This is a genomic window from Mycoplasma haliaeeti, assembly GCF_048284645.1.
Classification (GTDB): Bacteria; Bacillota_I; Bacilli_A; order Mycoplasmatales; family Metamycoplasmataceae; genus Mycoplasmopsis.
In genome coordinates this window covers 1-14,699 of record NZ_JBLWAB010000003.1, presented here as the reverse complement: position 1 = coordinate 14,699, position 14,699 = coordinate 1, and the positions used below count along the sequence as shown (strand labels likewise).

Here is a 14,699-nt window from a genome sequence, read left to right as displayed (position 1 = left end):
CTCCCTTTAATTATTTAGTTTCCAATTAGGTTCGATAAATATATAATAGATATGGTAACAATTATGGAAACAGCACAAAATTATATATCAGATATATTATCTGCAGAGCAAACTAAATACATCATACCCATTTATCAAAGGCCTTATAGTTGAACTGAAAAAAAATTGTCTAGACTATGAGATGATATTATTAAAATACATAATTTTAAGAAGAAAGATTACTTTATTGGAGCAATGGTTTCTGTAGAAGAAAAAATGTCGGCAAGCCTTATTAAAGATTTAGTTATCATTGATGGACAGCAAAGATTAACCACATTTATCATCTTATTTGCAGCTTTGAGGGATTATTATTTAGATAATAAACAAAATTATGAAGCACAGATAATTCAAGACACTTATTTAACTATATCAACCAGACAAAATACTTATAATCGGATTGAATCAAGGAAAAATGACCAAGAAGCATTAGTTTCTTTAATAGAAAATAAACCACATGACAAAAAAGCATCTTTAATCATGTCTGCTTATGATTTCTTTATGAAGAAAATCAAAAATTCAAAAATTAAATGTAATGAATTAGTGGAAGCTATTAATCAAATTTGCCTAGTTCAAATTATTTTAAATAAAGAAAATGAAGATTCACAATCTATTTTTGAATCTCTTAACTCAACAGGAAAGAATTTAACTGGGTCAGATTTAATAAGAAATTACTTGCTCATGAACTTAAAATATAAAGAGCAAGAACATATTTACAATGATTATTGAATTAATTTAGAGGAATTATTTACAATTAACAATACATTTAATAATGAAATTGCAGATAATTTTATACGCGATTATTTAACAATGAAGACTAGGGTTATTCCTAATAAAGATCAATTATATGAACAGTTCCAAGCATACTTTAATAATTTAACAATTGAAAATAAAAATCTAGAAGTCTGCAAAGACCTCTATTTAAAAGCAATAATATACGAGCAAATTATTAATGGATATTATAGAAATGATAAAGAAGTTAGCTCAATTCTAGGTAACATAAAAGGACTACAAATTAACATTACTTACCCATTTTTTATGCAATTAATTGACTTGTTTGAAGCCGGAAAAATAACTCAAGAAGATCTTTGTTTAGGACTACAATTATCAATTAGTTTCATTATACGTCGTAATGTATGTGGCCTCCCAAGTAATAGATTAAATAAAATATTTGCTTCATTAATTAGCCATCTTGACCTAAATAACTTCTCAAAATCTATTAATGAGTATTTCTTTAGTTTAAGAGATAAAGACAGATTTCCAAGAGATGATGAATTCATGCAAGACTTTAAGACATTCAATGTTTATAAGAAGTTAAATAAGAAGTACATCTTAAAATCTCTAGAAGAATATGATAATAAAAATCATATTAATATTGATACAGCTACAATTGAGCACATTTTACCTCAAGGGAGTCTAGGAGCTGAATGGCAAAAAATGTTGGGAGAGAATTATCGTTCTATCCAGGAACAATATCGTGATAGAATAGGAAATTTAACTTTAACCAACTATAATTCTGAGCTAAGCAATAGACCATTCTTAACAAAATTAACTATGAAGGGTGGAATTCAAAAAACTCCTTACAAGTTAAATCAATATTTTATTGAAAATGATATACAAGTTTGAAACCCTGATCAAATTGATAAAAGAGGTTCAATCTTAGCACAAGAAGCAGTAAAAATTTGAATTTTTCCTACTGTTGAAAAAGACTTTGTGCCTAAACAAAAAGCACAATATACAATTAATGACTTCAATACAAGTGAGGAATCTTTACATATATTTCATATGATTGATGATTATGCTATGTCATTATCAGAAGATGTGAATCGTTATATCACCAAAACTTATATTGTTTATGAAATCAAAGATAAATCATTCTTATCATTAGCTCCAAGAGTATCTAAAATTGTTGTTGGGCTACATTTAAATATAAATGAAATTAATGACTCTAAGCAAATTTGTAGAGATGTAACAAATATTGGACATCTACACTTAGGTAAAAGTGAGTTTTCATTCACAAATAATACTAACCCAACTTATGCCTTTGATTTAATTACTCAATCATTTAACAAGAATAAATAATTCAAGCAGCTATATAAATAGCTGTTTTTATTTGACTTTAGTACCAATATTAAGGTAAAATAGGTATATGAAAATAGTAGCAAATAATAAAAAAGCTTATCATGATTATGAAATCATTGAAAAATTTGAAGCTGGAATTGAGTTAATGGGCTGAGAGGTTAAATCAGCACGTGCTTCAAGCATTGATATTACTAATGCCTTTTGCTCAATCTATAAAGGTGAAATGTACCTTAAAGAAGCTTATTTTAAGCAATATATGCAAGTAAAATGTGATGAAACCAGAGATCGTAGATTGCTTTTGCATAAAAACGAAATACGTAAAATTGGTTTTAAAGAAGACACATTACGTTTAACTATCATTCCACTTAAAATTTATTTCAATGAAAAGTCACGTCTTAAAGTAGAGATAGCCCTTGCACGTGGGCTTAAAAAATATGATAAGCGTGCTAAAATTATTAAAGAAGAAGTCAATAAAAAAATTGCTAAAACTTTATTATTTTAATACAATTTTCTTTATGGGGATATAATGGTTTCGACATGTTATGGAGCCTTATTATTGCAGTAGTTTGGTAGACTATAATACTTCTAGACTTTTTAAACGGAAACGCTAAAAAAGAATCAAGCATCAACCCAATGGTTTTTGCTTACAACAACACAAACCTAGTTTTCGCTTAATATTTGCGAACTAGTGGCTTATAAGAAATTCCTCGGTTTTATAAGTCGGTTAGAGGATAGTGCAAAGGTTGACAAGCTTGCATGAAATTTGTCACACATCATAAAACCTTTTAGTTTGCTTTAGGCTTATGGTGTTATTAAAAGCAAACTAAACTGTAGACGTAGTAAGTCCTTTATAATGTGGACAGGGGTTCGATTCCCCTTATCTCCACCATGCCCTTTTAGTTCTAGTGGTAAAACAGTTGACTCGTAACCAACCATCATGAGTTCGATTCTCATAAGGGGCACCATATATCATGCTGTGCATGATTTTTTTATGCCTTAAATTTGGGTATAATTAAATTATGAAAGAACAAAAAGATATAAATTGAGAATTCATTTTCTTCAGCTCTGCAAACTATAAAATCATCACTAATGCTAATGTTGCTTCACAAAAATGATTCTTTGATAAAAATCAGAAATTACGTTTATTAGGTGTTGAGCATTTTCTGCATAATAAAGATAATGGATTAAATTGATACCATAATATTTATTGCATAACTGATCACCGTGGAAATCAAAAAGGAAATCAAAATGCTAATTTCCGTAGTGATTTTGACAGTTGATTATTCTTGATTTTTTGCCAAATACTTCATTCTGATAGTGATAAAACTCAAGCACAAACTAATATTTTCTTTAAGCTAAATTACATAATAAAAGAATATTTAAAAGCTGTAAAAAAGACATATGTATTAGATACTACTTCATTACAATTAGTTAAGAAATTGCAAAATAATGCTGATTACTTAACTTATCTGTTCAATTTAGCAAATGGAAGCAATAAATTCCATGAATTGCTAGAAAATGATTTTGATATTATCAAACCAGAGGATTTGAATTTCAGGCTAAAATTTATCAATAAGTTTTATACAACTATTTTTAGTAGTGTTAAATTAAATGGACGATTAGAGTTTTATATACCTGAGACTACTTTATTTGAAATTTTTATCTATAGTCTTATCGAAAATTACCTAGCTAATAGTAGTGATAATGTTCATTATCAACCTGTGGTCAATAATATCTTAACTAAAGTTTCAAGCACTAGTTATCTAACTAATACTTTTGATTTTAAGCCAGATTTATTAATTTCACATAAAAACAAACCAACCTGTGCAATTGAAATTAAGCACATTATTCCCAAAACATATAATAATGGACAATATAAAATTCATAATGCGAATCTTTATCAATTATTAGCATACTGTCAAGCTTTAAAATTAAAGAAAGGGTTCTTAATTTATCCTTCTTTTGATAATCAAGTACATGAAGAAAAAATTGTTTACAAAGAAAAGAAAGCTACTTGGTTTTGTCTAAGTAAAGAAATTGAAATTTCAATTCTGCTCATCCCATTTCATCTTGGACATTTAGATGAAAATTCTCTCAGTCAAATATATACATTGCTAGAAAATAAGATTAAATAAAAAGAGCTGCCATTAGGTAGCTCTATTATTATAATTTTAGAATTTATCTTCAGGTAAGTAGATATTTCCATCAATGCTCTTGATTTCTGAAACTGAAATAAAGGCATTTTCGTCGCATTTACGTACGTCTTTAATAATACGAAGCACGTGTCTAAATAATGCGATAGATGTAATAACTTGAAGGTCTTCACCTTTATATCCACCTTTTGCAGGGAATATAGTCATACCTGTAACAATTTTATTATCATTGTTAATAATATCTCTGATCAAGTCAGCATTCTTTGTAAAGATTTGAACACGAACAAGTTTAAATTTAGGATATAGCTTATCAAGCATCATGATGTAAACTACGTTAACTAAAATTGTAGCAACAAAGTTTGGTGATAAGTATAATTCAAATGATCAAGCTTTGCTAAATAATTCATTTGCAGCTGCAAAATCCTTGCTTAATGATAAGTAATTTACAAGGTCAGCTTTATTATTAAATGCAGCTTTTCAATCTATGTCCTTAAATTCATTAAAGTTTGTTAAGTTAATTCCGTTAATGTTTTTTGCAGCTTCAGATACTGATGCTTTAAGTCCTTCTACAGTTGTTATTTCTGCATTAGATTGAATAGCTGTTAAACTTGCAGCTCACACTTTTTGAGCTTCAGTCATATTTGTTTTTGCATCTTGTAATAATAATGAACCTGGTAATCATGACCCGATAGCAACAGCTATAAAGACAATAATAATGTTCATGTATCCTGAGATAGCACCGAATGATTTTTGTTTTGCATTAGCATATCATTCCCCAATAACCCCAGTAACTCCAGCTGTACCACCAATAATTTGGATAATTGCAAAAATGTAAGCCAGCATGTATCCATATACGATTGAGTAAAGCATTAAGGCAATTGTGTTACCTGCATCAGCCCCTGTTCATTGCATAGGAATAATGCTACTTAATGATTTCTTATAGTCTGATAAGAAGTTTTTAACATTAACATTTGAATAATCCCCGATAATGTAAACAGCATTAGCTCCTGGAATCATTCCGATTGAGAATGATACTAATGATGATACTGCTAGGAATAAAATTGTAATGTTTGTAAATAACTTACCAACTTTTTTATATCCAAATATAAATATAGGAATACTTAAAATAATATAAGCAACCCAGAAAATGAATTGGTCAATAAAGTTTCTTACAGTTTCGCTAACTTGAGATTCTTTTAAGTTAACAACAATGATTTTAGCAGCAGATTGTCCAAAAGCAGCTAAACCAAAGTTATAAATACCAACGTTCTTAACGAAGAAAACACTGATAATCCCAAAGAAAATAGCTGTTACTATAGTGATTGTAACTATTTTTCACATTGGCATTTGTGAGTAAAAGCGATTTAATTTAAGTCCAAAGTTAGACATTCTAGTTCTTTTGTATAAAGTGTTACGTTTTTGAATATGTGCTGCACCACTTTGATCATATCCTTCAACTAGATTACGCATTTCTTGGTTAAATTCGCTATCATTTGATTTTTCTTTTTTCTTAGAAAAGATATTTTTCATTTTTTCCTCCCTTCCTTAAAAAATAAATAAAAAAGATTATTAGCAACAGCTAATATCCTTTTTATTCTACTACTTTTTAGCACCTATAGCACTAAAATTTTAATTAAAAAGCCTAGTTAAGCATAACTAGGCTAGAATTAGTCATCAAAGATGAAATGGTACATCGTACAGGGTTCGAACCTGCGACCCGCTGGTTAAGAGCCAGCTGCTCTACCGACTGAGCTAACGATGCAGTATTATTATAGAACTTTTTTTATATGTGATAATAAAAAATGTTCTTTTTTATATTTTTAAGCAAGTAGATACTTTAACTCAATTTAAGCCCTTACTAATTAGATAGCTTTGAAATAATATTTCAGGTCCGATTTGTTAATGACAAATAAGCTATCAAAGCAAAATGCTATTTATATAAGACAAATACACCTAATTATATTGTGCTTGATTTGGCATAGTCTTTTTGAAACTAAAACAAAAGTCACATCTTATATTTGAAAATGTGACTATGTTTGGTTTAAATTGAAATTTTATAAATTCATAATTTTTATGTTACTTATGCAGCTACATTATTGTTTCTTTTAGCTAAAGCTATTTTTTGATAACCATCAAACACTAGAATACAGATGAATAAGAAAATAGTAAGAGCCATAAATATACTTGTAACAAGTGCAATAATAGTTATAGAATTTACTGGATATGTTTTTATGAAGATAAAGACAAATTGTAAAACAGTTCCTGTGATCAATATAATTGCTATAAAACCATACACAAATAGAAATGTAATAAATTTCATTTTATAAGTAAATGAATATTCTATCTTGATAGTTTCAGCGAAAAATGGAAGAAGGCATGTAAATCAACTATTTTTATTTAAACGTAAATAGACAATATTATTTGTTAATATAAATAAACTAAGTATGTATCAAAAGCCAAAATCTTTAAAGATATATAATTCTCCACCACCATAGTGTTTATGAATTCCTTCTGGCAAGCCTGGTCATTCTGATGGAACTAAATCGAGATAATAAATAGGTAAGGCTATTATAATAGAAAATAAAATAACTAAATAGACACATAAGGTTGAGAATTTTAATCAGTTTTTACGTCACATTGTAATCTCCTTTTTTAATTTTACCCTCATAATTGTTCTAAATTTAGATTTCTAAGTACATTGTAATATAACAAAATATATATCCCTATGTTATAGGCTAATTAATTTGTATCCAATTAACTAATTCAATTACTCAGGTAATTAATAATTGTTGTTTAAAAAATATAAAAATAGATACTTTTTATAACCTCCTAATTTAATTATATTCTTTTAATATTCATATTAAACAGTTGTGTGGTAGTAAATAATCTTAATAACTAATATTGAAAAATCTATCCCAGTCAATGTTTTAAGTATTACTAGGCTTTATTTTCTGCTTACAAATAAGCAAATAAAGCCTTAAAGAAATTTAATAACACATATCTAAATTAATTTATAATTTAACTACTTTAAAGGAGAATATATGACTAAAAAAGTTAGAACACGTTATGCACCTAGTCCTACTGGATATTTACACATTGGGGGAGCTAGAACAGCCCTTTTCTGTTATTTATTTGCTAAACACTACAATGGTGACTTTGTTTTTAGATTAGAAGATACAGATGTTAAGAGAAATGTAGAAGGTGGTGAGGAATCTCAACTTCTTAACCTTGCTTGGTTAGGAATTGTACCTGATGAAAGTCCACTTAATCCAAATCCTAAATATGGAAAATATCGTCAAAGTGAAAAGTTAGACAGATATAACCAAGTACTAGAAGAATTATTAGCTAAAGGTTTAGCATATAAAGCTTATGATACTACTGAAGAATTAGAAGCTCAAAAAGCTGAATCAGATGCTAAAGGAATTCCAAGTTTTAGATATAACAAAAACTGATTAAAAATTTCTGATGCTGAAAAAGCTAAAAGAGATGCTGCTGGTGAATTTTCTTATCGTCTAGTTATGCCTAAAAATGTTGAATTAGCTTGAGATGATATGGTTAGAGATAGAATTAGCTTTAATTCTGATGAAATTGCTGATTGAGTTATCTTTAAATCAGATGGATATCCTACCTACAACTTTGCTGTAGTAGTAGACGATCATGATATGGAAATTACTCACATTTTACGTGGTGAAGAACATATCGGAAATACACCTAAACAACTTGCTTTATATCAAGCGTTAGGCTGAGATACTCCAGCTTTTGGTCACATGACAATTATTACTAACATGGAAGGTAAAAAACTTTCAAAGCGTGATTTAGAAACTAAACAATTTATTGAAGACTACCGTAATGAAGGTTACATTCCTGAAGCTATTTTCAACTTCTTAGCTTTACTTGGATGAACTGCAGCTGATGCTAGTGAAGTGATGTCTCAAGCTGAAATTATTGAAAAATTTGATCCAGCTAGACTATCAAAAAGCCCTTCTAAATTTGATATTACTAAGATGGATTGATTCTCAAAACAATACCTTAAAAACGAACCTAATGATAAGTTAATTAAACTTATGAACCTAGATGCTAGTGCTTTTGATGCTGACTGATTAGATACTTTTGTTGAAACATTTAAATCTAGTGCGGTTACTACAAGTGAACTAAAATCTCACTTAGACTTATACATGCAGCCTTCATTTGAAAAACAAGAATTTAATGAAGCTGATTTAAAAACAGTTGCTACATTTACTAAATATTTAAAAGCTAACTTAGCTAATAATATCTTTACTATTTCAAGCATTCAAGAAGCAATTAATCAAACTCAACAAGAACTTGGTGTTAAAGGTAAAAATCTATTCATGCCAATTAGACTTGCTGCTACTTGTGTTTCACATGGGCCTGAATTAGCTAAAGCTATTTGACTATTTGGTGCTGATGTAATTAAAGAAAGATTAGCTCACTATGAAAATTAATTTTAAGTCTATAATAAAGCCTGTTTTTACAGAAAATGGTGAAGAAAAGATTAATGAAGAAGCAATTCAAATTATTGAATTTGATGCGCCTGTTAATCGTAACTGAAACGAAGAAGAACAAGCTGTAGAATTGATTTTTAAAGAGCCAAAATATAACGAAACCAATCGGATTGATATTTATGATTCTGAAGCTTGGGTTTATACCAATCAAACCACAGTCCAAATCAAACACAATGCCTTTGGTGAAGTTAATGTTACTTTCTTAGATCCTAAAACTAAACAACTACACGAGTTAAATATGCGTACATATTGTTCTGAATTCCTTAAGGAAGAAAATAAGTATGAATTTAAGTACTTTATCTGTGCACCAGATAATGCAACTCCTGCTAGTTATTTTGATTTAACATTAACTTTATCTGAATAATAATAAGCTAGTAATACTAGCTTTTTTTATATCTTTCTTATGCAAATGATGTGGAAATTCTCACAAATGTGGAAAAAACAAATATATTTCCACATTTATTATCTATTTATTTTTACCTTTATCTGGTTATTATAAAATCAAAGTAGTATTCAATTAAATACGCAAAATTATGGAGAACATATATGAAAAACAGAACTAAATGATTTTTAAAATTGATGCCTCTTGGTACAGCTGCAATTACCTTACCATTAGCAGTTGTATCATGTAACGATCCTGAAAAAGATCAAATCAAAGCTCAATTAGATAAATTAAAAGGTGAAAAAAGTAGCTTAGATAGCAGAATTGCTGCATTAGAAGCTCAACTTAACGATAGTAAAGGAAGTGCTGATCAACTTAAAGATGTTCAAGCACAATTAGAAAAATTAAAAGCTGAAAAAACAGCTACAGCCAATGCCATTTTAGCTGTTGCTAAAGATCAATACAAAGAAGCTTCTAAAGCATATGATGCTAAACTAAAAGAACTAGCATTAAAACTTAAAGAAGTTAAAGGCTTAAAAGATGAAACTGAAAAAACTAAAGGTATTAACGAACTTAAAACTAGAGTTACAAATGAATTACAACCATTAAGTGTTAAACATGACCAAGCCTTTAATCTTTTAAGAAAAGCTGAAAAAGATGCTAACTCAAGAATTAAAACAATTAAAATTTTCCACTCTAATGATGAACATGGAAGAATTAAGATGGATGATGGAAAATACTCACTTTACTCAGGTATGATCCGCACTGGAGAATATTTAAATGGTAAAGCCCGTGATTTACTTCTTTCAGCTGGAGACATGATTCAAGGATTACCTCTTTCAGATACTGATAAAGGTAAAACAATTACTCACATTGCTAGAAACATTGGCTATGAAGCTATAGCTGTAGGTAACCATGAATTTGACTATGGATTAAAACACGTTTTAGACCTTAACGCAGAACTTAATGAAGAAAAAGAAGTTATGCCATTTTTATCAGCTAATATTTACTATAAAGAATTATCAGCAGAAGATCAAAAATCAGTTGAAGGATATGATGCAAGCAAAGTTGGACAACGTGCTTTCAAACCTTATATTGTTAAGGAACTAGAAAGTGGAATTAAAGTTGGTATCTTTGGACTTACAACTCCTGATACAAGTGTTACATCTCACCCAAGAAACTCAAGACTAGTTAAATTTACAGAACCAGTTGAAGAATCTAAAAAAGTAGTAGCAGAAATTAGAAAAGAACACCCAGATATTAACTTTATTATTTGTATCGCACACTTAGGTAAAGGAAGATCTAATGCTGCTTGAACATCTGAATATTTAGCTGCACACACTGATAATGAACTAGACTTAATTTTAGATGGACACTCACACACATTAATCCACATTAATAACAATGATAATAAAGATGTTTATGTAACACAAACCGAAGCTTACACTAAATATCTAGGAGATATCGAACTTGAATTTGATACCCAAACAGGTAAAATTGTTAGTCAAAAACAAGTGCTTAGAGATATGTACGAAATTGCTGTTGCTACAATTAATGATGTAATTGACCCTAATAGTCCAAACGAAAAACTTCTTAAAGCACTAGAAGACATTTATAAAGCTGAAAATGATAAAGTAGTTTTCACTTCTACACAAGACTTTGTGCACACAGATAGCGTTAATATTGATGGAGTGCCATACTGAAGAGGTAGAGTTGAACCTACAACTTTAGGTATGTTATTTACTAATGCTGCTGCATGAAACTACATGAATACCAAAGCCTGAGAAGGACAAGAAGGAGCTGAAGCTGCTTCACTAGATAATACATTTGGACTTATGAATGGTGGTGGATTACGTGAAAACATCACTAAAGGTGAAGTTACATATGGAAAAATGAGAGGAATTTCACCATTTGGAAATAGACCTAATGTAATCCAAGTTAAAGGTGATAGAGCTTTACAAGCTATTAAATACGGACTTTCTAAAGCTAGATCAGGTGGATTCTCACAATTATCTTCAAACGTTACATATGAAGTTGAAATTAATAAGGAATTAAACCCTAAAACACAAAAACAAGAATACATGTGAAAAGCAAAAGAAGGTACAATTAAGATTAATGGAAAAGCTATTGATCCTAACAAATACTACTACATCTGTACAAATGACTATTTAGCTGCAGGTGGAGATGGTTACACAATGCTTAACTATGTAAAAGATAAAGATGAAGTTAAATTAATGTATGAAGGACTAAGTTTAATTGAAGAAACAATTAAATTTGTAAAGCACATCTTAACACCTGATGTTAAATTAGATGCAAGTAAATTCGAAAAAACATTTGATGAATTTGCAAATAAAGATACACTAAAAGGACAAGTGGTTAACATTCCTGCTGAAGCTGGAGAAAAACCAGTTCCAACAGCTGACTAAAATAATATAGTGCCTATTACATAGGATTAAAGATATAAACTACATGAGTAAAATAATATTCATGTAGTTTTTTATTTGCATAAAGCTTTATAACTAAAAATTATATTTAACTTAATTTTAGCTATAAAAGTCAATTTGGCAGCAAAATAATTCGCTAAATAAACTTAGTTTTAAAATGTATTTTTATAAGCACATTCTTAAAATGCCTATAAATAAGGTGAAAAAATTATGCTTGCTTGTTCCACAATTTAATTTCATATAGCGATATAGATTTGTCAATTTAATATAATAAAAATAGAAAAACAAGTGTTTTTCTAGGAGAAAAAAATGAACAAAAGATCAAAAATTCTACTTGCTGGGGGTGTGACGCTTGGAGTTACTGGTCTATTATGTGCAATTATTATTCCCTTAAAGGCTTGCAGTAAGCCAAATTCGGAAAATAATAGCGAAGAAATCAGTAAAGAAATCGTACAAAAGGCAGAACAATTTAATCGTATCAATACTATTGATGGTCAACCAGTAAATCAAATAGTTATTGAAAATGTTAATAGTAACTCTGACTTTAATTATCCAGACCTTGATTCAACTTTTACAGTTGATTCTATTAACAAAGGAATTAGCAACGTTTTAGTTCTACACTACTCAATTAGTTACAAAGGTATAACTAAACATTTTGAAAAAACTTATCGAGGATTTAGACTAAAAGGCTTTCAAGCTGACTATGATAGTATCATAACAAAAGCAAATAATGATTTCTTAGCTAATAAAACAATTAATAACAAACCTATTTATGAATTACTAGCTAGTGAAATAAATACTACTTCTAACTTTAATTTCCCTGCTAATGATGCTACATTTAAAGTAAAAAATGTTGTAGTTAAGGATGATACAGTTACCTTGTCTTACAGTATTACATATAAATATGTAACAAAAGATTTTACGCGTACTTATACTGGATTTAAGCCTAATTGAGAAAATTTAATAACTAAGGCTAACAGTGAATTTAATTCAATCAAGACAATTAATGGCAAGTCTCTTGATCAACTTTACTTATCTAATATTGATGATAATTCTGACTTTAATTATCCAAAAGATAGTAAATACTCATTTAAGACTGTTTCAATTCATAAAGACATTAATAGCAATACTTTAGTACTGCATTACAATATTGTTGCCGGAGATGTTAACAAAGGATTTAGTAAAAGCTATACCGGATTTAAAATTAATTTTGAAGAAATCTTAAACAAAGCCAATGAAGCATTTTTACAAGTTAAAACCATTAATGCTAAGTTACCAAGTGAATTAAATCGTCAAGATATCAGTGATAAATCAGATTTTGGATATACTAGTGAACAACCTGTTGTTAATTTTAAAGTTGATTCAATCACTAAACCAGAAACCAGTCGTGATTTAATATTAAATTACAGTCTAGAATTTAAAGGTGTTTCAAAAATTTTTAGCAAAACTTACCCTAACTTTAAATATGTTAAATCTATTTCATCTACAGTAATTGGTCCTGCTATTATTATAAGTGATAGTAATAAAGAAAAATTAACCAAAGCATATGAGGCAATACCAACTAATTTCTTTGTGGAAAAAGAAAATCTACCAATTGCAGCTTCATTAGCTCGCAAAAATGCTAAGTTAACTCTTGAAAATATTTATTCAGTTGTAAAGGATTTTGAATCAATTGCTAAAGATAGCGAAAAGACTGATATGATAGTTGCTTATTTCAAAGCGCTAACAAACTATATTAATGCAATTAATAATGATGTATATCAAACTTATATTGGTTCAGATTATTTTGTTAAAACCTCAAATCTCTTATCTGCTCTACTAGAAAAGAATTCAAATAGTACTATAGAATCTACTTACAATATATTCTTAAATCCAGAGATGTTTGAAATTATTGTAGGACTTAAGTTAGATGTCATTGAACAAGATAATGCCATAACAGCAGAATACAAAGTAAAAGCTGAACAATTTGTAAATAAATATGCAAATAAGGAAGCCTTTTCAAATGCTGCTAAAGATTTCTTAATCAAGACTTATAATCACATTGATAATAGCACATTCTTTAATAGTCCTGACCTTGCTACTGCATTCAACAAATATATAGCCTACAAGTACCAAGAAGATTATGAAGACTTAAGCAAAGGCTTGAATCAAAGTGATATATTTGAAGTTATTAACAAACTTATTAAAATTGATTATAAGAGTAATTATGTCAACTTGCTAAATGAACTAAATTTATTACATTCAAAATATTCTCTAGCTTTTAACAAGCTTACAAATGCACTTGATTTCGATGCTTGAATTACTCCTAAAGTTACTCAATTAGTTACATTCCTCAAACAACATAATCTAATGTATCTCCTTAAAGGAGTTCCTGGCAATAAGAGTGACGATACTGATGAAAATAATAAAGCATTCAATCTTTCTATTCTTGCCTTATATCCTGATAGCATATCTATAAATAATGTTTTACTTAACTTCGTTTATAACCCAACTACAGATGATACATATTGAGTAGATTATGATAAAGACCATATATTCTATAACTATGAAAATAGCATTATTTATAGTGGCACAAATATGATAGATGCAATTGCATTGAAAGTATCACAAAGCGCTTATCCAGCCACTTTATATGTGCCACAAAATATTACATCTATTGATGATTTATTTAGCTGTAAGCACAATGTTAAAGGATATGATAGCAATACTAATAAATGATATAAGACAGTATCATATTTTGACGCCATTGACCTTTCTCAATCTAATGTAATGTACTTTGATGATCCTAATATTTTTAAAAATATAGTTGGCCATGAAATAAAGAGTCCATATAGTATAAAGAAAATCATATTTAATAAGAATACCAAAGAAATTAATCTAGAAGCTCTTAAAAATATTGGCTTAGAAGAGCTCAAAATTCCAACCAAGTTTAAAGATGCAATTCAAGCTGATAGTTACTTTAACAACATTCACATTACATACATATAATTTATTAGTCTATGCCTATGGCATAGGCTTTTTTATCGAACTAATAAAGATATTTAGGACAATTCCTTTCGTTTAAAAAATTAATGTATTC

The 14,699-nt window shown here is 28.8% G+C and carries 9 protein-coding genes, 2 tRNA genes and 1 other RNA gene; 9 read left to right on the top strand and 3 right to left on the bottom strand.

The genetic code is table 4. The annotated features are described in order from the left end of the window. Nucleotides 1–63: 63 nt before the first annotated feature. The 5 genes from ACNQ2T_RS01120 (at nt 64) to ACNQ2T_RS01100 (ending at nt 4,253) form a co-directional block, all read left to right on the top strand. Entirely contained in the window at nt 64–2,118 is a 2,055-nt protein-coding gene (locus ACNQ2T_RS01120) for a GmrSD restriction endonuclease domain-containing protein (RefSeq protein WP_418035786.1), read from the top strand. 67 nt (nt 2,119–2,185) lie between these two features. Then, nucleotides 2,186–2,620 (top strand): SsrA-binding protein, encoded by a 435-nt coding sequence (gene smpB / locus ACNQ2T_RS01115; RefSeq protein ID WP_416755294.1) that lies wholly within the window; start codon nt 2,186–2,188, stop codon nt 2,618–2,620. Nucleotides 2,621–2,635: 15 nt separating this feature from the next. Next, nucleotides 2,636–3,007: a transfer-messenger RNA gene (gene ssrA / locus ACNQ2T_RS01110) on the top strand. A gap of 1 nt (nt 3,008) precedes the next feature. After that, a tRNA-Thr gene (locus ACNQ2T_RS01105) sits at nt 3,009–3,083 on the top strand. Between the two features lie 54 nt (nt 3,084–3,137). Next, nucleotides 3,138–4,253, top strand: a complete 1,116-nt coding sequence (locus tag ACNQ2T_RS01100) for a 5-methylcytosine restriction system specificity protein McrC (RefSeq protein ID WP_418035785.1) — start codon at nt 3,138–3,140, stop codon at nt 4,251–4,253. A 36-nt stretch (nt 4,254–4,289) separates the two neighbouring features. Here ACNQ2T_RS01100 and ACNQ2T_RS01095 read toward each other — a convergent pair whose 3' ends face one another. From ACNQ2T_RS01095 to ACNQ2T_RS01085, 3 genes are all read right to left on the bottom strand, one after another. Beyond that, a complete protein-coding gene (locus ACNQ2T_RS01095; RefSeq protein WP_416755298.1) occupies nt 4,290–5,801 on the bottom strand; it encodes a YitT family protein in 1,512 nt (503 codons plus the stop codon). A gap of 156 nt (nt 5,802–5,957) precedes the next feature. Then, nucleotides 5,958–6,033 (bottom strand) — tRNA-Lys (locus tag ACNQ2T_RS01090). Nucleotides 6,034–6,351: 318 nt separating this feature from the next. Beyond that, entirely contained in the window at nt 6,352–6,909 is a 558-nt protein-coding gene (locus ACNQ2T_RS01085) for a hypothetical protein (RefSeq protein WP_418035784.1), read from the bottom strand. Between the two features lie 403 nt (nt 6,910–7,312). Here ACNQ2T_RS01085 and gltX point away from each other — a divergent pair, with 403 nt between their 5' ends. The 4 genes from gltX to ACNQ2T_RS01065 all read left to right on the top strand — a co-directional run bounded on the left by gltX (nt 7,313) and on the right by ACNQ2T_RS01065 (nt 14,608). Next, on the top strand, nt 7,313–8,734 hold the full coding sequence (gltX, locus tag ACNQ2T_RS01080) for a glutamate--tRNA ligase (RefSeq protein WP_418035783.1): 1,422 nt from the start codon (nt 7,313–7,315) through the stop codon (nt 8,732–8,734). After that, nucleotides 8,724–9,158 carry a hypothetical protein gene (locus ACNQ2T_RS01075; RefSeq protein ID WP_416755312.1) on the top strand — a complete coding sequence of 145 codons (435 nt, stop codon included), beginning with the start codon at nt 8,724–8,726 and terminating at the stop codon, nt 9,156–9,158. The genes gltX and ACNQ2T_RS01075 overlap by 11 nt, the downstream gene beginning before the upstream one ends. A 182-nt stretch (nt 9,159–9,340) precedes the next feature. Further along, nucleotides 9,341–11,602, top strand: coding sequence for a 5'-nucleotidase C-terminal domain-containing protein (locus ACNQ2T_RS01070; protein WP_418035782.1), 2,262 nt, complete (start codon nt 9,341–9,343; stop codon nt 11,600–11,602). A gap of 327 nt (nt 11,603–11,929) precedes the next feature. Beyond that, complete coding sequence (locus ACNQ2T_RS01065; protein WP_418035781.1) at nt 11,930–14,608, top strand: hypothetical protein; 2,679 nt, start codon at nt 11,930–11,932, stop codon at nt 14,606–14,608. Nucleotides 14,609–14,699: the final 91 nt, after the last annotated feature.